This is a genomic window from Pseudomonas sp. ef1, assembly GCF_007293365.2.
In the GTDB taxonomy this organism is placed as follows: Bacteria; Pseudomonadota; Gammaproteobacteria; order Pseudomonadales; family Pseudomonadaceae; genus Aquipseudomonas; species Aquipseudomonas siliginis.
The window spans coordinates 4,823,905-4,847,193 of sequence record NZ_CM129815.1; the positions used below are offsets into that span (position 1 = coordinate 4,823,905).

At 58.4% G+C, this 23,289-nt stretch carries 25 protein-coding genes and 4 tRNA genes; 10 read left to right on the plus strand and 19 right to left on the minus strand.

What is annotated here, in order from left to right:
• Positions 1–85 precede the first annotated feature (85 nt).
• The 9 genes from FEE99_RS21775 to FEE99_RS21815 form a co-directional block, all read right to left on the minus strand.
• Entirely contained in the window at positions 86–358 is a 273-nt protein-coding gene (locus FEE99_RS21775; protein WP_016775333.1) for an HU family DNA-binding protein, read from the minus strand.
• A 149-nt stretch (positions 359–507) separates the two neighbouring features.
• Entirely contained in the window at positions 508–2,904 is a 2,397-nt protein-coding gene (gene lon, locus FEE99_RS21780; protein WP_016775334.1) for an endopeptidase La, read from the minus strand.
• 162 nt (positions 2,905–3,066) lie between these two features.
• Complete coding sequence (clpX, locus tag FEE99_RS21785; protein ID WP_016775335.1) at positions 3,067–4,350, minus strand: ATP-dependent Clp protease ATP-binding subunit ClpX; 1,284 nt, start codon at positions 4,348–4,350, stop codon at positions 3,067–3,069.
• Positions 4,351–4,462: 112 nt separating this feature from the next.
• The gene (gene clpP / locus FEE99_RS21790; RefSeq protein WP_016775336.1) at positions 4,463–5,098 is read right to left on the minus strand and encodes an ATP-dependent Clp endopeptidase proteolytic subunit ClpP; all 636 of its coding nucleotides are present in this window, start codon (positions 5,096–5,098) and stop codon (positions 4,463–4,465) included.
• Between the two features lie 92 nt (positions 5,099–5,190).
• Positions 5,191–6,501, minus strand: a complete 1,311-nt coding sequence (gene tig / locus FEE99_RS21795; RefSeq protein WP_016775337.1) for a trigger factor — start codon at positions 6,499–6,501, stop codon at positions 5,191–5,193.
• 400 nt (positions 6,502–6,901) lie between these two features.
• Positions 6,902–6,977, minus strand: a tRNA-His gene (locus tag FEE99_RS21800).
• Between the two features lie 77 nt (positions 6,978–7,054).
• Positions 7,055–7,139: transfer RNA gene (locus FEE99_RS21805), tRNA-Leu, on the minus strand.
• Between the two features lie 57 nt (positions 7,140–7,196).
• Positions 7,197–7,272, minus strand: a tRNA-His gene (locus FEE99_RS21810).
• A 32-nt stretch (positions 7,273–7,304) separates the two neighbouring features.
• A tRNA-Arg gene (locus FEE99_RS21815) sits at positions 7,305–7,381 on the minus strand.
• A 275-nt stretch (positions 7,382–7,656) separates the two neighbouring features.
• Between FEE99_RS21815 and folD the strand changes: the two genes are divergently transcribed.
• On the plus strand, positions 7,657–8,511 hold the full coding sequence (gene folD / locus FEE99_RS21820; RefSeq protein ID WP_016775338.1) for a bifunctional methylenetetrahydrofolate dehydrogenase/methenyltetrahydrofolate cyclohydrolase FolD: 855 nt from the start codon (positions 7,657–7,659) through the stop codon (positions 8,509–8,511).
• 230 nt (positions 8,512–8,741) lie between these two features.
• Positions 8,742–9,680 carry a D-alanyl-D-alanine endopeptidase gene (gene pbpG / locus FEE99_RS21825; protein WP_041477155.1) on the plus strand — a complete coding sequence of 313 codons (939 nt, stop codon included), beginning with the start codon at positions 8,742–8,744 and terminating at the stop codon, positions 9,678–9,680.
• 53 nt (positions 9,681–9,733) lie between these two features.
• Here the strand turns inward: pbpG and FEE99_RS21830 are convergent, their stop codons facing one another.
• The 3 genes from FEE99_RS21830 to FEE99_RS21840 form a co-directional block, all read right to left on the minus strand.
• Positions 9,734–9,940 (minus strand): hypothetical protein, encoded by a 207-nt coding sequence (locus FEE99_RS21830; protein WP_041477156.1) that lies wholly within the window; start codon positions 9,938–9,940, stop codon positions 9,734–9,736.
• A gap of 12 nt (positions 9,941–9,952) precedes the next feature.
• On the minus strand, positions 9,953–10,159 hold the full coding sequence (locus tag FEE99_RS21835; RefSeq protein ID WP_041477158.1) for a DUF6021 family protein: 207 nt from the start codon (positions 10,157–10,159) through the stop codon (positions 9,953–9,955).
• Positions 10,160–10,249: 90 nt separating this feature from the next.
• Entirely contained in the window at positions 10,250–10,921 is a 672-nt protein-coding gene (locus FEE99_RS21840; protein ID WP_041477160.1) for a lipoprotein, read from the minus strand.
• Between the two features lie 235 nt (positions 10,922–11,156).
• Between FEE99_RS21840 and FEE99_RS21845 the strand changes: the two genes are divergently transcribed.
• Positions 11,157–11,324 (plus strand): hypothetical protein, encoded by a 168-nt coding sequence (locus tag FEE99_RS21845; RefSeq protein ID WP_016775342.1) that lies wholly within the window; start codon positions 11,157–11,159, stop codon positions 11,322–11,324.
• Positions 11,325–11,450: 126 nt separating this feature from the next.
• Here FEE99_RS21845 and FEE99_RS21850 read toward each other — a convergent pair whose 3' ends face one another.
• Both FEE99_RS21850 and FEE99_RS21855 read right to left on the minus strand, forming a co-directional pair.
• A complete protein-coding gene (locus FEE99_RS21850; protein WP_016775343.1) occupies positions 11,451–12,200 on the minus strand; it encodes a TerC family protein in 750 nt (249 codons plus the stop codon).
• Between the two features lie 29 nt (positions 12,201–12,229).
• Complete coding sequence (locus tag FEE99_RS21855; protein ID WP_024013465.1) at positions 12,230–12,472, minus strand: hypothetical protein; 243 nt, start codon at positions 12,470–12,472, stop codon at positions 12,230–12,232.
• Between the two features lie 132 nt (positions 12,473–12,604).
• Here FEE99_RS21855 and nhaR point away from each other — a divergent pair, with 132 nt between their 5' ends.
• Complete coding sequence (gene nhaR, locus FEE99_RS21860; protein WP_016775345.1) at positions 12,605–13,504, plus strand: transcriptional activator NhaR; 900 nt, start codon at positions 12,605–12,607, stop codon at positions 13,502–13,504.
• Here the strand turns inward: nhaR and FEE99_RS21865 are convergent.
• On the minus strand, positions 13,499–14,656 hold the full coding sequence (locus FEE99_RS21865; protein WP_041477162.1) for an MFS transporter: 1,158 nt from the start codon (positions 14,654–14,656) through the stop codon (positions 13,499–13,501). The two genes, nhaR and FEE99_RS21865, sit on opposite strands and share 6 nt — an antisense overlap.
• Before the next feature lie 307 nt (positions 14,657–14,963).
• On the opposite strand from FEE99_RS21865, the gene sstT reads away from it, so the two are divergent.
• Entirely contained in the window at positions 14,964–16,196 is a 1,233-nt protein-coding gene (gene sstT / locus FEE99_RS21870) for a serine/threonine transporter SstT (RefSeq protein WP_041477163.1), read from the plus strand.
• A gap of 158 nt (positions 16,197–16,354) precedes the next feature.
• Here sstT and FEE99_RS21875 read toward each other — a convergent pair whose 3' ends face one another.
• Positions 16,355–16,864 (minus strand): DUF1993 domain-containing protein, encoded by a 510-nt coding sequence (locus FEE99_RS21875; RefSeq protein WP_041477165.1) that lies wholly within the window; start codon positions 16,862–16,864, stop codon positions 16,355–16,357.
• A gap of 125 nt (positions 16,865–16,989) precedes the next feature.
• Between FEE99_RS21875 and FEE99_RS21880 the strand changes: the two genes are divergently transcribed.
• Entirely contained in the window at positions 16,990–17,634 is a 645-nt protein-coding gene (locus tag FEE99_RS21880) for a YceH family protein (RefSeq protein WP_041477166.1), read from the plus strand.
• Between the two features lie 132 nt (positions 17,635–17,766).
• On the opposite strand, the gene FEE99_RS21885 is transcribed toward FEE99_RS21880, so the two are convergent.
• A complete protein-coding gene (locus FEE99_RS21885) occupies positions 17,767–18,285 on the minus strand; it encodes a cupin domain-containing protein (protein ID WP_041477167.1) in 519 nt (172 codons plus the stop codon).
• A gap of 187 nt (positions 18,286–18,472) precedes the next feature.
• Complete coding sequence (locus FEE99_RS21890) at positions 18,473–19,291, minus strand: shikimate 5-dehydrogenase (RefSeq protein ID WP_041477169.1); 819 nt, start codon at positions 19,289–19,291, stop codon at positions 18,473–18,475.
• 243 nt (positions 19,292–19,534) lie between these two features.
• Here FEE99_RS21890 and FEE99_RS21895 point away from each other — a divergent pair, with 243 nt between their 5' ends.
• The 3 genes from FEE99_RS21895 to FEE99_RS21905 all read left to right on the plus strand — a co-directional run bounded on the left by FEE99_RS21895 (position 19,535) and on the right by FEE99_RS21905 (position 20,626).
• Positions 19,535–19,915: a hypothetical protein gene (locus FEE99_RS21895; protein ID WP_024013471.1), complete on the plus strand. Its 381-nt coding sequence runs from the start codon at positions 19,535–19,537 to the stop codon at positions 19,913–19,915.
• A 230-nt stretch (positions 19,916–20,145) separates the two neighbouring features.
• Positions 20,146–20,340, plus strand: a complete 195-nt coding sequence (locus FEE99_RS21900) for a hypothetical protein (protein WP_016770691.1) — start codon at positions 20,146–20,148, stop codon at positions 20,338–20,340.
• Positions 20,341–20,443: 103 nt separating this feature from the next.
• The gene (locus tag FEE99_RS21905; RefSeq protein WP_041477171.1) at positions 20,444–20,626 is read left to right on the plus strand and encodes a hypothetical protein; all 183 of its coding nucleotides are present in this window, start codon (positions 20,444–20,446) and stop codon (positions 20,624–20,626) included.
• Here FEE99_RS21905 and FEE99_RS21910 read toward each other — a convergent pair.
• Positions 20,623–21,684 carry an AI-2E family transporter gene (locus FEE99_RS21910; RefSeq protein ID WP_041477173.1) on the minus strand — a complete coding sequence of 354 codons (1,062 nt, stop codon included), beginning with the start codon at positions 21,682–21,684 and terminating at the stop codon, positions 20,623–20,625. The two genes, FEE99_RS21905 and FEE99_RS21910, sit on opposite strands and share 4 nt — an antisense overlap.
• Before the next feature lie 156 nt (positions 21,685–21,840).
• Here FEE99_RS21910 and trhP point away from each other — a divergent pair, with 156 nt between their 5' ends.
• A complete protein-coding gene (gene trhP / locus FEE99_RS21915) occupies positions 21,841–23,169 on the plus strand; it encodes a prephenate-dependent tRNA uridine(34) hydroxylase TrhP (protein ID WP_041477174.1) in 1,329 nt (442 codons plus the stop codon).
• The last annotated feature ends 120 nt before the right edge of the window (positions 23,170–23,289 follow it).

Here is a 23,289-nt window from a genome sequence, read left to right on the forward strand (position 1 = left end):
CAGGTGATTTTTTCAGCCACCTGCTCTACCGCTCCGCTGCCAAGTCAGGCTTGACCCCGACCCGGATGGGTAAAAACCTGGAAACTCAGTTAACAGCTTCTTTCAGCGCTTTACCGGCTTTGAAACCTGGCTTCTTGGCAGCCGGGATTTCCAGAGACTTGCCAGTTTGCGGGTTGCGACCGGTACGAGCCGGACGGTCAGTCACGGAGAAAGTACCGAAACCAACCAGAACAACGGAGTCGCCAGCCTTCAGAGCGCCAGTGACGGATTCGATTACAGCGTCCAGCGCACGGCCAGCAGCAGCTTTCGGGATATCAGCGGATGCAGCGATAGCATCAATCAGTTCCGACTTGTTCACTCTAAGTCCCCTTATATCTATTTTGAGATGTTTCTAAGTTTTTTGGTGAAAGCAAAAACGAGTGCTGAATGGCCTACAGACACTTAAGAGCCGCTTTATAACAAGGGCTCTAAAATGCTGTCAAGGAAAGCCCCCCAGGCTAAAACGTATTAATGCGTGCTAATTCTTTCCTTGGCATCAGACTCGCGTTTTTCGTCCTTGGCAACTATCTCCGGAGCCACATCCGGCAAGGGCTCCGGCGCGTATTGCAGCGCAATTTGCAGGACCTCGTCAATCCATTTAACCGGCTTGATCTGCAGATCCTGCTTGATATTGTCAGGAATCTCCTTCAGATCGCGGACGTTTTCTTCCGGAATAATCACAATCTTGATTCCGCCGCGGTGAGCCGCCAGCAGTTTTTCTTTCAAACCGCCAATTGCCAGCACTTGCCCACGCAGAGTGATCTCACCGGTCATGGCGACATCGGCGCGCACCGGAATACCGGTCAATGCCGAAACCAACGCCGTGCACATACCGACGCCAGCACTTGGGCCGTCTTTCGGCGTAGCACCTTCCGGCATGTGAATGTGCGTGTCGCGCTTCTCGTGGAAGTCCAGCGGGATGCCCAGGCTCTTGGCGCGGCTGCGCACAACGGTCTGTGCGGCAGTGATCGATTCGACCATCACATCACCCAGCGAACCGGTCTTGATCAGTTGACCTTTACCCGGAATCACTGCGGCTTCGATAGTCAGCAATTCGCCGCCAACCTGAGTCCACGCCAGGCCAGTCACCTGCCCCACCTGATCCTGCTGCTCGGCCAGGCCGTAGCGGAACTTGCGCACGCCGAGGAAATGCTCGAGCAGGTCAGCTGTCACTTTTACCGAGAAGCGTTTTTCCAGCGCATGCTCTTTGACTGCCTTGCGGCAGACCTTGGCGATCTGTCGCTCGAGGCCCCGCACGCCCGCTTCACGGGTGTAATAACGGATGATGTCGCGAATCGCTTCCTCATCGAACTCCAGCTCGCCCTTCTTCAGACCATTGGCGGCGATCTGTTTCGGCGAGAGGTATTTCACAGCGATGTTGATCTTCTCGTCTTCGGTGTAACCCGGCAGACGGATGACTTCCATCCGGTCCAGCAGCGCTGGCGGGATGTTCATCGAGTTCGAGGTGCACAGGAACATCACATCGGACAGGTCGTAATCGACTTCAAGATAGTGATCGTTGAAGTTGTGGTTTTGCTCGGGATCGAGCACTTCCAGCAACGCCGACGCCGGGTCGCCACGCATGTCGCTGCCCATCTTGTCGATTTCATCGAGCAGGAACAGCGGGTTGCGTACGCCCACTTTTGTCATCTTTTGAATCAATCTTCCCGGCATCGAACCAATGTAGGTCCGGCGGTGACCACGAATTTCCGCTTCGTCACGCACGCCGCCCAAGGCCATACGTACGAATTTGCGATTGGTGGCGTGGGCAATCGATTCCGCCAGCGAGGTCTTACCCACACCTGGAGGACCGACCAGGCACAACACCGGGCCACGGATTTTCTTCACGCGCTTCTGCACGGCGAGGTATTCAAGGATGCGCTCCTTGACCTCTTCGAGGCCGTAGTGATCGGCGTCGAGAATGTCTTCTGCACGGGCCAGGTCGAGGCGTACTTTGCTCTGCGCCTTCCACGGCACTTGCACCAGCCAGTCGATGTAGGAACGCACCACGGTGGCTTCAGCCGACATCGGCGACATCTGCTTGAGCTTGTTCAGCTCAGCAGTGGCCTTGGCCAGCGCGTCTTTCGGCAGGCCGGCAGCATCGATGCGCTTTTTCAGCTCTTCGATTTCATTGTGGCCTTCGTCGCCGTCACCGAGTTCTTTCTGAATGGCCTTCATCTGCTCATTCAGGTAGTACTCGCGCTGGCTGCGCTCCATTTGCTTTTTGACGCGACCGCGAATGCGTTTTTCAACCTGGAGCAGGTCGATTTCGGCATCCAGCAGCGCCAGCACGTGCTCGACACGCGCCGACAGATCGATGATCTCGAGGATTTCCTGCTTCTGCTCGATTTTCAGCGCCATGTGCGCGGCCATGGTGTCGACCAGACGACCCGGCTCATCGATGCTGTTGAGTGACGACAGGACTTCAGCCGGAACCTTCTTGCCCAGCTGGACGTATTGTTCGAACTGCGACAGCAGCGTGCGCACAAAGACTTCCGACTCGCGCTCGGCGGCGTCGACTTCTTCGATCAACGAGACTTCGGCGCGGCAATGGCCATCGACTTCGCTGAAGCGTTCGACGGTGCCACGCTGCTCGCCTTCGACCAGAACCTTGACAGTGCCATCAGGCAGCTTCAGCAGTTGCAGTACCGTGGCAATCGTACCTACGCGATAGAGAGCGTCTTCACCGGGATCATCGTCAGCCGGGTTTCTCTGGGCCAGCAGCAGAATCTGCTTGTCACCCGTCATCGCGGCCTCGAGGGCTTCGATGGATTTCTCGCGCCCCACGAACAGCGGGATAACCATGTGCGGATAAACCACGACATCACGCAATGGCAGGAGAGGCAATTCGATGGTTGTCTTCATGATTTCGCCTCTACGGCGGCCGTATGGCCGTAATCAGATGGAATTAAGCTTGAAACCAAGATGGGGGCTGCCTCGAAAAAAAACAAGCGCAAAGCGGGTGTAAAAATCGACATAAAAAAAAGAGGCCCGAAGGCCCCTTCCTTGTTGCGGCGCGGTGGACGCTTACGCGTCCGGCGCTGCCTTGGCCGTCGGCTCACTGTTTTCGTAGATATACAGTGGCTTGGACTTGCCTTCGATCACGCTTTCATCGATCACGACTTTGCTCACCTCGGACTGCGAGGGGATCTCATACATCGTGTCGAGCAGCACACCTTCGAGAATCGAACGCAGGCCACGGGCACCGGTTTTACGTTCCAGGGCACGCTTGGCGACCGATTTCAGCGCGTCGGAACGGAATTCCAGATCCACGCCTTCCATCTCGAACAGCTTGGCATACTGTTTGGTCAGAGCATTTTTCGGCTCGGTGAGGATTTGCATCAGCGCAGCCTCGTCGAGCTCGTCCAGTGTCGCCAGGACCGGCAGACGACCGACGAATTCCGGGATCAGACCGAACTTGACCAGATCGTCAGGCTCGACTTCACGCAGGGATTCACCGACTTTCTTGCCTTCTTCCTTGCTGCGCACTTCGGCGTTGAAGCCGATGCCGCCTTTGGTGGAACGGTTCTGAATGACCTTTTCCAGGCCGGAGAACGCACCACCGCAGATGAACAGGATGTTACGGGTGTCGACCTGCAGGAATTCCTGCTGCGGATGCTTGCGGCCACCTTGCGGCGGTACCGAAGCGACCGTGCCTTCGATCAACTTGAGCAAGGCCTGCTGCACGCCTTCACCGGAAACATCGCGCGTGATCGACGGGTTGTCGGACTTGCGGGAAATCTTGTCGATTTCGTCGATGTAGACAATGCCCATCTGGGCTTTCTCTACGTCGTAATCGCACTTCTGCAGCAGCTTCTGAATGATGTTCTCGACATCTTCACCCACGTAACCGGCCTCGGTGAGGGTAGTTGCGTCAGCGATGGTGAACGGAACGTTCAGCAAGCGGGCCAGTGTTTCGGCCAGCAGGGTTTTACCGGAGCCTGTCGGGCCGATCAGCAGGATGTTGCTCTTGCCGAGTTCGACATCGTCAGCCTTTTTGTCACGCTGGTTCAGGCGCTTGTAGTGGTTGTACACCGCTACGGCCAAAACCTTTTTCGCACGCTCCTGACCAATGACGTACTGGTCAAGGATGCCGCTGATTTCTTTAGGCGAAGGCAATTTATGCGCGCTGCTTTCGGCCTGTGCTTCCTGCACCTCCTCGCGGATGATGTCATTGCACAGGTCGACGCACTCGTCGCAGATAAAGACCGAGGGGCCGGCAATCAATTTGCGCACTTCATGCTGGCTTTTGCCACAGAAGGAGCAATAGAGCAGCTTGCCGTTGTCCTCGCCGTTGCGGGTGTCAGTCATTCGTTCGATCCAAATCCGATAGGCTTGCAACACAAGATGAAGGCTATTGCGGGCTTTTTCAAGCCCGCCGCTGATCGGACATGCCGATCAGGCCTGTTTTGCGCTGCTTATATTAAGCTGGACGCTGGTTGATCACTTCGTCGATCAGGCCGTATTCCTTCGCAGCTTCGGCACTCATGAAGTTGTCGCGATTGGTATCGCGCTCGATTTCTTCCAGAGTACGGCCGCTGTGCTTGGCCATCAGCATGTTCAGACGCTCGCGGATGAAGAGGATTTCCTTGGCGTGGATTTCGATGTCCGACGCCTGGCCCTGAAAACCGCCCAGTGGCTGGTGAATCATCACGCGCGAGTTCGGCAGGCAGAAACGCTTGCCCGGAGCACCTGCGGTGAGCAGGAATGCGCCCATGCTGCAGGCCTGACCGATGCAGGTGGTCGATACGTTCGGCTTGATGAACTGCATGGTGTCGTAGATCGACATGCCGGCAGTCACCGAACCGCCCGGCGAGTTGATGTACAGATGGATGTCCTTGTCCGGGTTTTCCGCTTCAAGGAACAGCAGTTGCGCACAGATCAGGTTGGCCATGTAGTCCTCTACCGGGCCCACCAGAAAGATCACTCGCTCCTTGAGCAGGCGCGAGTAGATGTCGTAGGCGCGTTCGCCACGAGCGGACTGCTCGACAACCATCGGGACCAGGCCGCCGGCGGCCTGGATATCAGAGTTCTGCTGAATATAAGAATTACGGAACATGCTCTGCAGTCGCTCCCAAATAGTTATGTCTTGAATACGCATAAGCCAGCTCGAGAGCTGGCTTATGGTGTGCACTTCTAACGCAAAATCAATCAGTCGGCTGCTGGAGCTTCTACCGGCTTGACTGCTTCTTCGTAGGAGACCGATTTGTCGGTCACACTAGCTTTCTGCAGAACAGTATCCACAACTTGTTCTTCCAGCACAACCGAACGCACTTCGTTCAGCTGCTGCTCGTTTTTGTAGTACCACGACACGACCTGCTCTGGCTCCTGGTAAGCGGAAGCCATTTCCTGAATCATTTCGCGAACGCGAGCTTCATCAGGCTTCAGATCGAACTGCTTGACCACTTCAGCAACGATCAGGCCCAGCACGACGCGGCGCTTGGCTTGCTCTTCGAACAGCTCGGCCGGCAGTTGGTCTGGCTTGATGTTGCCGCCGAACTGCTGAACAGCCTGCACGCGCAGACGGTCAACTTCGTTGGACAGCAGAGCCTTTGGCACTTCGATCGGGTTGGTGGCCAGCAGACCGTCCATTACCTGATTCTTGACCTTGGATTTGATCGCCTGACGCAGTTCACGCTCCATGTTCTTGCGAACTTCGGTGCGGAAGCCGTCGATGCCGCTTTCCTTGATGCCGAATTGAGCGAAGAACTCTTCGTTCAGCTCAGGCAGCTTAGGCTCGGACACAGTGTTGACGGTCACGGTGAACTCGGCGGTTTTGCCAGCCAGGTCCAGGTTCTGATAGTCCTCAGGGAAGGTCAGGTTCAGAACGCGTTCTTCGCCGGCTTTAGCGCCAACCAGGCCTTCTTCGAAGCCCGGGATCATGCGGCCGGAACCCAGCACCAGCTGAGTGCCCTTGGCGGAGCCGCCAGCGAACACTTCGCCGTCAACCTTGCCAACGAAATCGATGTTCAGCTGATCTTCGTTCTGGGCAGCACGGTCGGCCACTTCGAAACGGGTGTTCTGCTTGCGCAGGATGTCGAGCATCTTGTCCAGGTCAGCGTCAGCCACTTCAGCGCTCAGACGCTCAACGGTGATGCCTTCGAAGCCAGCAACGGTGAACTCAGGGAAGACTTCGAATACAGCAACGTATTCCAGATCCTTGCCCGCTTCGAGCGACTTTGGCTCGATCGAAGGCGAACCGGCAGGGTTGAGCTTCTGCTCGACCACAGCTTCGTAGAAGGAAGACTGAATGACGTCGCCTACCGCTTCCTGACGCGCATCAGCACCGAAACGGCGCTTGATTTCGCTCATTGGCACTTTGCCTGGACGGAAGCCAGCAATTTTGGCCTTTTGGGCAGTCTGCTGCAGACGCTTGTTGACCTGAGTCTCGATGCGCTCTGCCGGCACGGTGACGCTCATGCGGCGCTCGAGAGCAGTAGTATTTTCAACAGAAACTTGCATGGATATTCCTCGTTGCACAGACGTTAGCCGGCCGTTTCCGACCCCAGAATCAAGGGCATGCATTCTAGTGGGTCAAACTCAAGAAGTCACCCTACTGGAAACGGGTAAAAAAACAGCAGGCAATTTATAGGGAGCGCCGCACGAATGCCGTGCACTCCACTGGCGAATACAAGCGATCACGTCAGGGCTCTGCAGCAACGCTTCTATATATAGAAGCAACTACCAGATAGGCCCGACAGGCGTTCCGGCAAAACCGGAACGACGAGCAGTTCAGCGTCATCCGATCCTTTAAAAGCGATGAAGTGCCCTGCCCTGCGCCTCGAAATCGGCCGTGGCCGGATTTCGAAACCGCTAAAACAAAAAAGGCGCCAGACTGTTAAATCTGGCGCCTTTCGAAATATGGGGTGGACGATGGGGATCGAACCCACGACAACGGGAGTCACAATCCCGTGCTCTACCAACTGAGCTACGCCCACCATATTGCGTAACAAAAAAGCCAAACAACTTCTTTGTCGAAACTTCATCAGGCCATAGGCACAGATGAAGCTTTATTTGGTGCGGATGAAGAGACTCGAACTCTTACGCCTCGCGGCGCTGGAACCTAAATCCAGTGTGTCTACCAATTCCACCACATCCGCGGATGAAGCTTTTAAAGCAAAGGCGCCAGACCGTTAAATCTGGCGCCTTTCGAAATATGGGGTGGACGATGGGGATCGAACCCACGACAACGGGAGTCACAATCCCGTGCTCTACCAACTGAGCTACGCCCACCATATCGCGTTACTTGTGCCAAAGCTGCCTAATGGCGCACCCGGCAGGACTCGAACCTGCGACCATCCGCTTAGAAGGCGGATGCTCTATCCAGCTGAGCTACGGGCGCCTTGTTAATCTGTACTCTTAAAGGACTACAAACTAAGTGCTTTCCAGTGTCGCAGAACCTTGATTCTGCTTCACCTTCTTAACCAGTGCTAGGCTGTGCCCGACAAGTGCGACGAATAGTATAGAGGGCTCCAAAGGTCGTCAAATCCTTTTTGAAAAAAATTCATTTAATTAAAGGAGTTAGAGGAATTTGCTGACCAAGCGCCTTTGCCCTCACCGCTCGACATGCGAGAATGCGTTCTCATTTTTTCCCCTCTCGATGGTTAATCACGCGCAATGACTGCACAACTAATCGACGGCAAATCGATCGCCGCCAGCCTGCGCCAGCAGATCGCCCAACGAGTTGCCGAGCGTCGCCAGCAAGGCCTGCGCACCCCCGGCCTCGCGGTGATCCTGGTCGGCAGCGATCCTGCCTCTCAGGTTTATGTCTCGCACAAGCGTAAAGACTGTGAAGAGGTTGGCTTCCTCTCTCAAGCCTACGACCTGCCCTCCGACACCACTCAGGACGCCCTGACCGATCTGATCGATCGCCTCAACGACGATCCGGCTATCGACGGCGTTCTCCTGCAGTTGCCTCTGCCCGAACACCTCGACGCGTCCAAGCTGCTGGAACGCATCCGCCCGGACAAAGACGTCGACGGTTTCCATCCGTACAACGTCGGCCGCCTGGCCCAGCGCATCCCGCTGCTGCGCCCCTGCACCCCGAAAGGCATCATGACCTTGCTGGAAAGCACTGGCGCTGATCTTTACGGTATGGATGCGGTAGTCGTTGGCGCCTCCAATATCGTCGGTCGCCCGATGGCCATGGAATTGCTGCTGGCCGGCTGCACCGTCACCGTGACTCACCGCTTCACCAAGGATCTGGCCGGCCACGTCGGCCGCGCTGATCTGGTGGTCGTTGCCGCCGGCAAGCCGGGCCTGGTCAAGGGCGAGTGGATCAAGGAAGGCGCGATCGTGATCGACGTCGGCATCAACCGTCAGGACGACGGCAAACTGGTCGGTGACGTTGTCTACGAAACCGCCCTGCCCCGCGCCGGCTGGATCACCCCGGTACCGGGCGGCGTTGGCCCGATGACCCGCGCCTGCCTGCTGGAAAACACCCTCTACGCCGCAGAAACACTGCACGTCTGATCGAATTTTTCCGCTGCACCAGAACCCCGCCTCGTGCGGGGTTTTTCGTGCCTGAGAAAAAACTTCAACCGTTCGCCGGAAACCGCTCTTTTTACAGGCCTTTTCACGAGATTTTCAGGTCTTTCAAACAACCATCGACAGTTCTTCAGCCATACTCCTAAAATGCGCCGGTTTTGAGAAATAACCCGTTACAAACTAACGGTATATCCAACCTTTTAGAGTTCGCCCGCGTGAAAATTCGTCTCTCGATTCTGAGCCTGTTGTTTGCTGTTACAGGCACACTCATCACGCCAACGATCAACGCTGCGGAAACCACCGCTGCTCCACGTGACGCTTCGACATTGAAGATCGCGTCCGGCAGCGCCCTGCTCATGGATATGCAGACCAACAAAGTCATCTATTCCAGCAACCCTGACGTGATCGTACCGATCGCTTCCGTCAGCAAGCTGATGACTGGCCTTGTCGTGGTGGAAGCTCGACAGAACATGGACGAATGGATCGATGTCGACATCAGGAACACTCCGGAAATGAAGGGTGTGTTCTCCCGAGTCAAACTCAAGAGTGAGCTGCCGCGCCGCGAGATGCTGCTGATCGCCTTGATGTCTTCGGAAAACCGTGCCGCCGCCAGCCTCGCGCACCACTATCCAGGTGGCTACGCTGCTTTTATCGCGGCAATGAACGCCAAGGCCAAGGCGCTGGGCATGACCAGCACGCACTTTGTCGAGCCGACCGGGCTGTCAGAGCGCAACGTTTCCACCGCCCGCGACCTGAGCAAATTGCTGGTGGCCGCGCACAAGCAACCGCTTCTGGTGCAACTGACCACCACCAAGGAAAAGACCGTGGCGTTCCGCAAGCCCAACTACACTTTGGGCTTCCGCAATACCGACCACTTGGTCAATAAGGCCGATTGGGACATCAAGATTACCAAGACCGGTTTTACCAACCCGGCCGGCCATTGCCTGGTGCTGGTGACGAAGATGGGCAACCGTCCGGTCGCTTTGGTGATTCTCGATGCGTTTGGCAAATACACGCATTTTGCCGACGCCAGCCGTATCCGCAGCTGGGTGGAAACCGGGCGCAGCGCCAGTGTTCCAGCGGTGGCACAGCAGTACAAAGCCGACAAGAACCTCAAGAGCCGTCAGAGCGGCGTGGTCGAGGCGGCGAAGTAGACCCAGCAATCATGAAAAAGCCCCGAATGTTCGGGGCTTTTTTTGTCTGCGCATCAGTCGTTGGGCAGCGGCATCTTGTCGTCATCGGGGATGCCATCGCCCGAGCTCGGCTCAGGCGAAACGTCCGGCGTCAGCACATTTGGCCGCGCCATCGGGTCGCGCATCGGGCTGTCCGGGTCCAGCACCGGATCAACCTCCGGCTCCGGCGTGGTCGGCACGCTGTCAGGTTTGTGGTCATCGAAGCTTGAATCGGTACTCATACGCACCTCACATCAAGGTTTCAGATCGGCTAACGGATCATAGGGCTTGGCCGGTTTCTTCGGATCTTCACCGGGCTCGACATCCAGCGGGGCTTTCGCCGGACCGACTGGATCAACTTGCGGATCGTCGAGGTCCGGCGAATCCGGATCGAAGCCCAGATCATCGCCCGAGGAATGTTCGGACGAGTGTGGGCCTTTCGGGGTTTGGGAATCTGCCATGTTGCCTCCTTGATTCACCCGCGAAGCACGGGCATTAATCTTCAGAGGCCGGCCGGGCGCAGTCGTGCCCGGCAGATGACGAACGGAGGTTTATTGCGCCGCCAGAGCCTTTCGCGCCTGCGCCGCAGCGTTTTCTTCACCGGCCTGCGCCAGTTCATCGGCGGCTTTCAGCCAACGGGAGCGGTCGACGGCTGCCGGGATCTGCGACGGTTTCTGAATCAGGATCGCCCAGCCACCGGCCTTTTCGAGCGCTGATTCAAAGCTGCCGAAATCCATCAACTGCCGACGATTAATGCCGGCGCGCAGCAGGACCTTCTGTTTGTTGCGGTCGTAGCCGGACAGGATCGCGTAACGCGGCTCGGCCCAGAATGCCGAACCTTCGCTGAAACGCACCATGACCGGATAGCCCGCTGCGACTTGGGTCAGCAAGGCTGGCAGCTTGCTGTCGAGCGGATAAACCACCAGGCCATATTCGCGGGCAAGGTTCTGCATGTTTTGCTGCAGCTTGTCCTCAGCCCCCGGCAAGTGCAGCGGTTTTTCCAGAAGGCCCGGGGTGATGACGATGCCTTGTTGCGACAGCAGACTGGCCAGCACCTGCGGCCCACTCTGGTTGGCTTCGCCACGATAGAAGGTGCCGCTGAGTTCAACTCGCTCCGGCAAGCGTTTGACTTCTGGCGCTACGTTGCCCGCACATCCGCTCAGCAACACCGCGCAAGCGCCGACAAGCAACGCTCCGCGCACTCGAGAAAATACCTGCACCATCAATCACTCTCTTCCAGACGCCGGTCATCGTGTTCCGGCAACGCCAGCGATCATAGAGCCGCACCCGCCCGCGGTATAGCCTTAAACCGCAGACTCTGCGATTGCATAGAGCAAACTGATTGGTGACTAACGACCTTTGGTCAATAGCTTGAAACACCCCATTGACTAGACTGTCACTGAAATAGAGCGAATTGCGAAAAGCAGGCGCCCGATGCAGGGCGAAGAGGAGGCACCAATGAGCCTGACCATGACCATCGTGATGTTGATAGCCGGCTGGCTGGCCGTGGCGACTGCCATGTTGTGGGGTGTGCTGCGGATTTCGCGGCGGCATCATCATCCGGTGCAGACGATGCCGGTTGAGAAGACAGAGAAGCACCCAGTGCGGCACGCTGCTGCGCATTGAAGATCAACAAGGTGCTTCCCTCATGAGAGCGCTCAGGAGCAGCGCGCTCTCGATAACTCAGCAAAAGGTGAATAAAAAAACCGCCTGAGCTCAACCAGCCCAGGCGGTTTTTTGTGTTCTCAGCAATTAAGCCTGCTGAGCAACCTTCTTCTGCTTCGCCCGGCGCGACAGCATGTTCAACACTTCGATACCGGCCGAGAACGCCATGGCCGCGTACACATAACCTTTCGGTACGTGGGCGCCGAAGCCCTCAGCGATCAGCGTCATGCCGATCATGATCAGGAAGCCCAGCGCCAACATGACCACCGTCGGGTTATCGTTGATGAACTTGGCCAGCGGATCAGCCGCGAGCAGCATCACCAGCACCGACACCACCACCGCGATGATCATGATCGGCAAGTGTTCAGTCATGCCGACAGCGGTAATGATGCTGTCGATCGAGAACACCATGTCGAGCATCAGGATCTGACCGATGGCCGCGGCAAAACCCAGGGTTACGGTCGAAGTCGCGGTCTTCGGGTCTTCCGGCGACGGGTCCATGCTGTGATGGATCTCGGTCGTGGCTTTCCACACCAGGAACAGGCCACCGGCGATCAGGATCATGTCCTTCCAGGAGAACGCCTGGCCAAGGATTTCGATCACAGGCTCGGTCAACTGCACGATGAACGCGATGGTGCTCAACAGGGCCAGACGCAGAATCAGGGCCATGCCGATACCGATACGACGCGCCTTCTGCCGATGTTGTTCGGGCAATTTGTTGGTCAGGATCGAAATAAAGATCAGGTTATCGATGCCAAGCACGATTTCCATTACCACCAGTGTGGCCAAAGCAACCCAAGCGGTGGGGCTGGCGGCGAGTTCTAACAGATATTCCATGGGTCAGTCCTGACTCTGTGTAAGACGGTTTAGATGGTCTTGGAGGAAGATTCGGATTCTTCCGCTTGTTTTTCCGGTGTTTCTTTTTTCTCGATCAAACCACCAGTGGCATCGCTGAGCGCTTGCTCAGCGGCTTTATGGGTGTCGTCGATTGCTTGTTTGGCGGTTTCAGCCGCCGCGCCCATCAGTTGCTGGGCGCTTTTTTCCGCCTGATCACAACCGGCCAGAACCAGTAAAGACGCAAACATCACTGCGGGAAATGTGTATTTCATAAGGTTTCCTTCGAATGAACAGACAGGCGCACACACCGGCCGTCGATGGTGGGCATTCTAGGGAGATGAACACTTCAGGAAAATTCGTATTTTTAGCGGCTATACTTCGGTTTTCACGAAGTGGCCATCACTATGCTCAATTACCGACAACTGCATTACTTCTGGGTTGTAGCCAAAACCGGCAGCATCGTCCGGGCGTGCGAGCAGCTGAACCTGACGCCACAGACGATCAGCGGACAGATTTCACTGCTCGAACAAACCTATGGCGTGGAATTATTTCGCCGGGTTGGCCGCCAGTTGGAGCTCACCGAAGCCGGGCGCCAGGCCCTGCCCTACGCCGAGCAAATGTTTCAACTGGGCGGCGAGCTGGAGCTGATGCTGCGTGCGCAGCCCAACGAGCAGCAGATCCTCTTTCGCGTCGGCGTGGCCGACGTGGTGCCCAAATCCATTGTATATCGCCTGATCGCGCCGACCATGGAATTGAGCGAGCCGCTGCGCATCACCTGTCGCGAAGACAAACTCGAACGCCTGCTCGCTGATCTGGCCATCCAGCGTCTGGATCTGGTGATTTCCGACAGCCCGATGCCTTCGCATCTGGACATCAAAGGCTACAGCCAGAAGCTCGGTGAGTGCGGGATCAGCTTCTTCGCCACCGCCGAACTTGCCGCGCAGTATGGCCAGGATTTCCCGCGCAGCCTGCACGGCGCACCGTTGCTGATTCCCGGCGCGGAAACCGTGGTGCGCAGCCGTTTGCAGCGCTGGTTCGCCGAACAGCAGATCCAGCCGCAGATTGTCGGCGAGTTCGATGACAGTGCTTTGATGCAGGCCTTCGGCCAATCCGGCAGCGGGATCTTTATTGGCCCGAGCGTGATTGCCGAGGAAGTGAAGCGCCAGTACGGCGTCGAGTTGATCGGCCAGACCGACGCGGTGAGCGAGTCGTTCTATGCCATTTCCGTGGAACGCAAGGTCAAGCACCCTGGCATCGTAGCGATTACCGAAGGTGCCCGACGCGAGTTGTTTACCGGGTTATGAAGCGCAGACTTCCCGTGGTTTGAGCGTCATCAGCACCATGGCGAGGAACACCGACAGCAGGATGAAGCCGGCAGCGGCAAAGCCGAGAAAGCCCAGCCCGGCACAGTCGATCACCCGGCCGCCGACCATCGCCCCCAAGCCGATACCGAGATTGGCTCCGGCGATGTTCAGCGACGCGGCGAAGGCCGGCGCTTCCGGCGCGGCTTTCATCAGGCGCACATGGCTAACCAGGAACAACGCCGCCTGGGTCACGCCCCAAATGCCCATCGCCACCGCCAGGCCGACTGGCGAATGAATGTTCGGCACCAGCGAGACCATACCGGCGATCATGAACGCGCAGAACAACACCGACGCCCCCAGCGGATGCCGATCCACCGCGCGCCCACCGAGCGAGTTGCCGATCAGCCCGACGGCGCCAAACGCCATCAGGCACCAACCGACTACGGTGCCATTGAAACCGGCCAGACGTTCGAGGATGTCGGCAAGGTAGGTGTAAGCGGTAAACATGCCGCTGAACACCAGAATCGACAACAAGATATGGCCGAGCATCAGTGGGCTGCGCAGGATCTTGAATTGCGAACGGAAGCTGACCTGATGTTGGTGCAGACTGGTTTTCGGCAGATAGACAAACAGCAGCAAGGCTTTGGCAAACGCGATCAACGCCAGAATGCCAAACGCGCTGCGCCAGCCGAACGCATCGGAAATCAACGTACCGACCGGAATGCCGAACACCGTGGCGCAGACAATACCGAAGCCGATCTTGGCGATGGCGCGGCCGGCGAAATCCGGGCCGACGATGTCGACGGCGGTTTCACTGGCCAATGCCCAGAACACTGGCAAACCCAACGCCGGAATCAACCGTGCGATGGCCATCACCCAGATATTCGGCGCCAACGCTGCAACGGTGTTGGCCAGGCCGAACATGATCAGAATGCTGATAAACAGTTTGCGCCGTTCGAATCGGGCGAAATACGCGGTCAGGAATGGGCCGAACAGCGCCACGGTAAAGGCAAACAAGGTCACCAGCAGCCCGGCTTGCGGGATGCTGACTTCGAGGTCTCGGGCGATCGCCGGCAACAGGCCGACAATGACGAATTCCGTGGTCAGCACCGTGAACCCGGCGGCGGACAACAGAAGAATAGGCAACAGCATGCGCAACTCCAGCAAAACGACGACACCAGCGATGACCCGGAGGCCCGCTGGCAGAACTTGAAAATGAGGATGGCGAAGCTTAACAGACTGCGTCCGCACTGAGTTGCCCAAAACTGCCGATCTGCCGGGCCGATCCGGTGGCAGATCGTCACAGGCCTGAAGGTTCACGCCTACGCTGTGATAAAGTCCGCGCCCTGAAAATCGTACAGCTGTTCAACGTGCCGTTTGGCGGCGTTGATGTCACTTCGACAGGCGTTTCGTGACTGCCCACGACGCTTCGCACCCTATAAAAAACAGAGATGCCGCTATGACCGCTTCATCCCCTTCGTTACTGCAACGCCTGAAACGCCTGAGTCTGGTCAGCCAGATCGTCATTGGTCTGATCTCCGGTATTGCCCTGGCCCTGATTGCACCGGAGCTGGCGAAGTCCACTGCGTTCATCGGCAAAGTGTTTGTCTCGGCGTTGAAAGCCGTGGCGCCGATTCTGGTGTTCGTGCTGGTGATGGCCTCGATCGCCAACCACAAGCACGGCCAGGAAACCCACATCCGGCCGATCCTGTTCCTTTACCTGCTGGGGACATTCAGCGCTGCGGTGGTGGCCGTGGTCGCCAGCATGGCGTTCCCGTCGAATCTGGTGTTGTCCACCGAAAACGTTGCCGTGACTGCGCCCGGCGGCATCGGCGAAGTCCTGCAAAGCCTGTTGCTGAGCGTCGTTGACAACCCGGTCAGCGCACTGATGAATGCCAACTTCATCGGCATTCTGGCCTGGGCGATCGGCATGGGCATTGCCATCCGGCATGCCGGCGACACCACCCGCGAGGTACTGGGTGACTTGTCCAACGGCGTCACCGTGATCGTCCGTGTGGTCATTCGCTTCGCGCCGCTGGGCATCTTCGGCCTGGTCGCGTCGACACTGGCCACCTCCGGTTTCGGCGCGCTGCTCGGCTACGCGCACCTGCTGGCGGTGCTGCTGGGCTGCATGCTGTTCGTCGCGCTGGTGATGAACCCGCTGATCGTGTTCTGGAAGCTGCGCCGCAATCCCTACCCGCTGACCCTGATGTGCCTGCGCGAAAGCGGCATCACCGCGTTCTTCACCCGCAGCTCGGCGGCGAACATTCCGGTCAACCTGGAATTGAGCAAGCGCCTGGGCCTGCACGAAGACACCTACTCGGTATCGATCCCGCTGGGTGCGACCATCAACATGGCCGGTGCAGCGATCACCATTACCGTGCTGACCCTGGCGGCGGTGCACACTTTAGGCATCGCAGTGGACATTCCGACCGCGATCCTGCTCAGCGTCGTCGCAGCCATTTGCGCCTGTGGTGCTTCGGGTGTGGCCGGTGGTTCGCTGCTGCTGATTCCGCTGGCGTGCAGCCTGTTCGGCATCCCGAGCGAGATCGCCATGCAGGTCGTGGCGGTGGGCTTCATTATTGGCGTGCTGCAGGATTCGGCGGAGACCGCGCTGAACTCGTCGACTGACGTGCTGTTTACCGCGGCGGCTTGCCTGGGCGAGGAAGAGAAGGCTCAGCGTACGGCGTGACCGCCTTATCTTGTGGGAGCGAGCCTGCTCGCGAAAGGGGCGAGACATTCAGCATTAATATCGCCTGATACGCCGCATTCGCGAGCAGGCTCGCTCCCACAGAAAAACAAAAGCCCGCCAAGGCGCGAACCTTGGCGGGCTTTTTCGTATCCGGGTGTTTAGAACGCGCCCATGTAATCGCGCTTGCCCACTTCAACGCCGTTATGACGCAGCAGCGCGTAGGTGGTGGTGACGTGGAAGAAGAACTGCGGCAAGCCGTAAGTCAGCAGATACGCCTGACCACTGAAGCGCTTCTCTTTCGGCGTGCCCGGACGGGTCACGATTTCGATGCCTTCCTTGCCGTCGATCTGCTCTGGCTTGATCTCGCCAATGAAGGCCAGAACCTTGGTGATCAGCGCTTGCAGTTCGGCAAAGGTAGTTTCAGTGTCGTCGTACTTCGGCAGTTCGACTTCGGCCAGACGCGCCGACACGCCTTTGGCGAAATCCACGGCGATCTGCACCTGACGTACCAGTGGGAACATGTCCGGGTACAGACGCGCTTGCAGGAAAACGCTCTGGTCGATGTTTTTCGCGCTGGCGTGGGCTTCGGCCTTTTTCAGCACATCGCTCAGGGCGTTGAGCATTTGTTGAAAAACCGGGACGGATGCGGCGTACAGTGAAATGGTCATGGCAGTCTCATGTGATGGCTGGGTAATACGTGGTGGCGATTATAGCCATGCTTGATGAGCACACGGCTTGCCTTTTGTTTGGCAAGGATTAGGCTAGGCGGCTTCGACTGCAGAGGGAACGCGCGATGAGCAACGAACAAGAATCCACCTCCGAACAGCCACGGCTCAATGCCACGGAAATCCGCATTCTCGGTGCGCTGATCGAAAAACAGGCCACCAGCCCGGAAACCTATCCGCTCACCCTCAACGCGCTGGTGCTGGCCTGCAATCAGAAAACCAGTCGCGAGCCGGTGATGAACCTCAATCAGGGCCAGGTTGGGCAAAGCCTGCGCGCTCTCGAGGGTCGTGGTTTCACCCGGCTGGTGATGGGCAGCCGTGCCGACCGCTGGGAGCACAAGGTCGACAAGGCGCTGGAGCTGGTGCCGGCACAGGTGATTCTGACGGGTTTGATGTTTCTGCGCGGTCCGCAGACCGTCAACGAACTGCTGACCCGCAGCGGGCGCATGCACGAGTTCGAGGACGCCGAGCAGGTGGTTCATCAGCTTGAACGGCTGATCGCACGCGGTCTGGCGGTATTGATTCCGCGTCAGGCCGGGCAGCGTGAGGATCGCTACACCCACGCCTTGGGCGATCCGGCGGATATCGAGGCGATATTGGCGGCGCGGCAAAATCCTGGGGAGCGCTCGAGCGCTGGCGTTTCACTGGAGCGTATCGAAGAACTCGAGGCCCGCATCGCGGCGCTGGAAGAACGCCTGGCCCGCCTCGAATAATCACAACAGAACCTCTGTGGGAGCGAGCCTGCTCGCGAAAGCGTAGTGTCAGTCACCACGACCTCGAATGACCTGCCGCCTTCGCGAGCAGGCTCGCTCCCACAGGGTCTGCGCGATATTCAGCAGCCCGCGTCACTCCCCATCCCAATAATCCACCCCATCCACCTGCCGCGCGACAGCGACAAAGCCCGAGGCCTTGCCCTCGGCATCCACCGTGAAATTATCCATCACCGCATACTTGTTCGAATCCGGATACTCGCAGATCTCCGGCTGCTGCTGAGTGCTGATCGCCAGATAACGCAGCTCATCCGCGCTGGTATTGATGATCTGGTGAGCCTTTTCCGGTCCGCCGGGTGGGCAGGCGATCACATCACCGGCGCGGATCGGAAAACGCTCGCCTCCCAACCGCACCTCGCCCTCCCCGGCCACCACGTAGAACATCTCCTCATTGACCCGATGGCTGTGGAATGGACTGCCGCGCATGCCTGCTGGCAGCGCGTACAGACGGTAACCGAGTTTCTGCGCACCGAGTTGCTGGCCGATCCGCGCGAAACGCTGCTGATAACGCCCGGCGGTGTCGCCTTCAGGGGCCAGGGCTTCGGGAAGGGCTTCGAGTTCGACCTCGTTGAGGTTGAGGATGGGCGGATGCATGGGCGGCCTCAGTTAAGGTTTTAGTGGTGGGCACGTCTGTGCGTGCTGGCGAGGATTATAGATAGTGATCCAGAACCGCAGCGCCGCCTTCGCGAGCAGGCTCGCTCCCACATTCAATCGCATTCCAGCTCAACCTGTGGGAGCGAGCCTGCTCGCGAATAGGCCAGCCCAGCCACTAAAAGATCAATCAGCTACGCGCAAAATCCACCGCCGCCGCAAACTGAGCCTCATTCGGCCGCACCCCGGTGTAGAGGACAAACTGCTCCAGCGCCTGAATCGCAATCACCTCAAGCCCGGTAATCACTCGCTTGCCCTCGGCCCGCGCCCGCACGATCAGCGGCGTCTCCGAAGGGATCGCCACCACGTCGAATACAGTCTCAGCCGCTTTGATCACTTCAGGCTCGAACGCCAGTTGCCCCGCCTCCGGCCCGCCGTCCATGCCTACCGGGGTGACATTGATCAGCATCTGCGGGCGCTCGTCACCCAGATCGGCCTGCCAGCGATAACCCAGCGAATCCGCCAGGGCGCGCCCGGCCCGCTCGTTACGGGCGACAATCAAACCGTTCTTGTAGCCACCATCGCGCAGGGCGCTGGCCACCGCTTTGGCCATGCCGCCGCTGCCGCGCAGGGCGAAGGTGGAATCCTTCGGCACCGCGTGGCTTTCCAGCAATTGCGCGACGGCGATGTAATCGGTGTTGTAGGCCTTGAGGTGGCCGCCAGTGTTGACGATGGTGTTGATCGACTGGATCGCCGCCGCCGACGCATCCAGCTCATCGACCAGCGCAATGCAGGCTTCCTTGAACGGCATCGACACGCCGCAGCCACGAATGCCCAGTGCCCGGATGCCGCCGACCGCGCCGGTCAGGTCCTGGCTGCTGAACGCCTTGTAGTAGAAGTTCAGGCCCAGCTGTTCATACAAATGGTTGTGAAAACGCAGACCGAAATTCCCCGGCCGCCCCGACAGGGACATGCACAATTGGGTGTCTTTGTTCGGGTTCATCTGCATGAAACTTCTCCTTCAAACGCACTTTCGGATGGACGGGATTGGCCAGCCCATCAGGTTCTGAATCATCATCTGGGCTTGTTTGTGGCGCCGCGTAGCCGGGTAAAGAAGCCGGTACAGACCTTACACAAAATTTACCCAGCGGCTGTGCTGAATTTCGCAAATTTGCTGTCTTAGCTGTATCCCCGCGACAACTGTGGGCCTGATTCAGGCCGCGGCGCCGGGTCGAAGAACCGAGGACTTATCATGATTCGTAAACTTCCCATCATGGCTTTGTTGATTGGCGCACTTGCCGTCACCGGCCAGGCTGAAGCGGGTGGTGGCCATGGCTGGCAGGGCCCTGCAGTGTTTGGCGCGATCGTCGGCTCGGCCATCATCGGCTCGGCACTGATCAACCAGGATCGGCCGGTGTACGTGCAGCAGCAGCCGGTTTATGTACAGCCGCAACCGGTCTACGTGCAGCAACCGCCACCGCCGGTCTATTACCAGCCGGCGCCAGTGTATGTGCAGCAACCGGTCTACGTGCAGCCGGCCCCCGTCTATTACGGCCCGCCTCGTGGTTATTACGGTCGCCCCCACGGCTACTACGGCGGCCCGCATGGCTACTACGGCGGTCCACGCTGGTAAGCGCAACACAGAGCCCCGTTTTCAAGCGGGGCTTTTTTATGACCACTGGTCGGCCAACGTCTGAAAAAATCTCGCCAAGGTCGCTGTGAGAACAGTTTGAGCAGCTAAAGTCGGCATGATGGAATCGACCGTAGAGATTTTTTTCATCAAACGGTCACCGCTTTGTCATGACGGAACCGCAATCTGAATCCGTCCGTAAACAACAGATCGATAACAACAAGGACGACTGTATGCCCACACAAAACCCGCACCGCATCGTCGGTCTGTGCACCTCGAGCAAGGTGTACAGCGCGCTCACCGAGCTCAAGCACCTGGAAGGCCATCGCTGCGCCAAGCTGCTGTCCCTGCTCGCCGAAAACCTCGTGCACAAGGGCCTGCTCAATGAGCGCGAAGTCATGCACATGCTCGATCAAGTGGTCGAATGACGCCAGACCTCACTGGCATCAATGACCACTATCGAAAGCGTTGATTGTCCGTCGCGCCGGCAAATCCCTAAGGTAGCCCCATCAGTTTGATGGAGGTTTTCCCATGGCACAGGTTCAAATCATGTCGGTCATCGGCAGCGCAGTTCCCGCTTCGCTGCGTGCATCCGGTTTGCTCGCTTGCTGGTATCTGGTGCGCGATGGCGAGCCGATCAGCGGCCCGCTCACCTCGTTACCAGCGGCGCAGGCCTTGTCGCAACAGGTCGCCAGCAGCACGTTTCACGCTTAGGGCAGTTGCACCTTGGGCTTGGTCTCGACGAACAGCGCCCAACTCGACAGGAACAATGCGGCAATCAGCGGCCCGATCACAAAGCCGTTGAGGCCGAATACCGCGAGGCCGCCGAGGGTCGAGACCAGAATCAGGTAATCGGGCATCTTGGTATCTTTGCCCACCAGAATCGGACGCAGCACGTTGTCGACCAGGCCGATCACGAATACGCCGAACAAGCCCAGCACCACGCCCTGCCAGATCATGCCGCTGAGCAGGAAGTACACCGCCACCGGCGCCCAGACAATCCCCGCGCCCACCGCTGGCAACAGCGACAGAAACGCCATCAGTACCGCCCAGAGCAACGCGCTGGGAATGTCGAGAAACCAGAAAATCAGCCCGCCCAGCGCGCCTTGGGTCACGGCCACCACCACGTTGCCTTTGACCGTCGCGCGCACCACGCGGTTGAACTTCAGTTGCAGGCGGCGCTTGTGGTTTTCTTCCAGCGGCACGGCAGTGCGCATCTTGCGCGCCAGCTCGGGGCCGTCACGCAGAAAGAAAAACAGCAGATAGAGCATGATGAAAAAGCTCACCACGAATTCGAACGTGCCCTGACCGAAACTGAACGCCTGAGTCGCCAGCGCCTGGCTGCCCTGCATCGCCGCTTTGACGATCTTCTCGCGCAAGCTGTCGAGTTCGCCCATGCCAAAGCGGTCGAGCAAGTGCTGAAAGTAAGGCGGCAGGCTGTGCTTGAACTGCGCCAGATACGCAGCGATGTCCAGCTCGCCACTTTCGATGTTCTTGTAGACAGTCGCGCCTTCCTGCACCAGCAGGATGCTGACGATGATCACCGGCAGAATCGCGACCACCAGGCACAGGCTCAAGGTGCACAGCGACGTCACGTTGCGTTGCCAGCCGAACTTCTGCTGCAACCTGCGCTGTACCGGCGCAAACAGAATGCCGAGGATGACAGCCCAGAATACCGCGCCGTAGAACGGCAACAGAATCCAGATAAAGGCCACCGTGACCAGCACCAGCAGCACTGTCAGGGATTTGAATTGCAGACTCTTTTCGTTCATATCCGGTCCATGTCAGTCAGGCGTCACGCACGCCCGCCCCACTTAGTCAGCCGCCGAGCGCGCGAGTGCCATGTTTATTCAGGGAGCATAGATCCAGATCAATGAACCCTCGCAACAGCTGCCCTACCCTGCGCGGCTTTTGCGACCGACATCCAAATGCAGACTCTCATCGCCCCCGAGCTTCTCGCCCCCGCCGGCACCCTGAAAAACATGCGCTACGCCTTCGCCTACGGCGCCGATGCGGTCTACGCTGGCCAGCCGCGCTACAGCCTGCGGGTGCGCAACAACGAGTTCGATCATGCCAACCTGGCGCTGGGCATCCGTGAGGCGCAGGCGCAGGGCAAGCGTTTCTACGTCGTGGTCAACATCGCCCCGCACAACGCCAAGCTGAAGACCTTTCTCAAAGATCTGGCGCCAGTGATCGAGATGGCCCCGGATGCGCTGATCATGTCCGACCCGGGCCTGATCATGCTGGTGCGCCGGCATTTTCCGCTGATGCCGATTCATCTTTCGGTGCAGGCCAACACGGTGAATTGGGCGAGCGTCGAGTTCTGGCAGCAACAGGGGCTGAGCCGGATCATTCTGTCGCGCGAACTGTCCCTCGAAGAAATCGGCGAAATCCGCGAGCAGGTGCCGGGCATGGAGCTGGAAGTGTTCGTGCACGGCGCGCTGTGCATGGCCTATTCCGGGCGCTGCCTGCTTTCCGGTTACATGAACAAGCGCGATGCCAATCAGGGCACCTGCACCAACGCCTGCCGCTGGAAGTACACGGCGCAAGAAGCCACGGAAAACCAGCTCGGCGAGATCGTCCAGACCTTTGAACCCGAGCCGACGCTGGGTCTCGGCGCACCGACCGATCAAGTCTTCCTGCTCCAGGAAGCCAATCGCCCCGACGAATTGATGCCGGCGTTCGAAGACGAACACGGCACCTACATCATGAACGCCAAGGATCTGCGCGCGGTGCAGCATGTCGAGCGGCTGACGCGCATGGGCGTGCACTCATTGAAGATCGAAGGCCGGACTAAATCGCACTTTTACTGCGCGCGCACCACCCAGGTATATCGCCGGGCGATCGATGATGCCGTGGCCGGGCGCGAGTTTGATCGCAGCCTGATGCTGGATCTGGAATCGCTGGCCCAGCGCGGCTACACCGAAGGTTTTCTGCGCCGGCATGTGCACGACGAATATCAGAATTATCAGCACGGCAGTTCGGTGTCGGAGCGGCAGCAGTTCGTTGGCGAGCTGACCGGCGAGCGCCGGGATCGCCTGGCCGAAGTGAAAGTGAAGAATCGTTTTGCCGTGGGCGATCATCTGGAACTGATGACGCCCAAGGGCAATTTCCATTTTGATCTGCATGAGTTGCAGAGTGTCAGCGGGCAAGCGATCGAAGTGGCGCCGGGGGACGGGCATACGGTGTATCTGCCGATTCCGGATGCGGTGGATTTGCGCTTTGGGTTGTTGATGCGGGATTTGCGAGTTGGTTGACTGGCGATATTGTCTGGCACTCGCCGCATGGCCGTAATTTGCTGCGAAGCCGATGCCGTCTTCGCGAGCAGGCTCGCTCCCACAGTGGAGCTGTGTCGTACATACATCCATTGTGGGAGC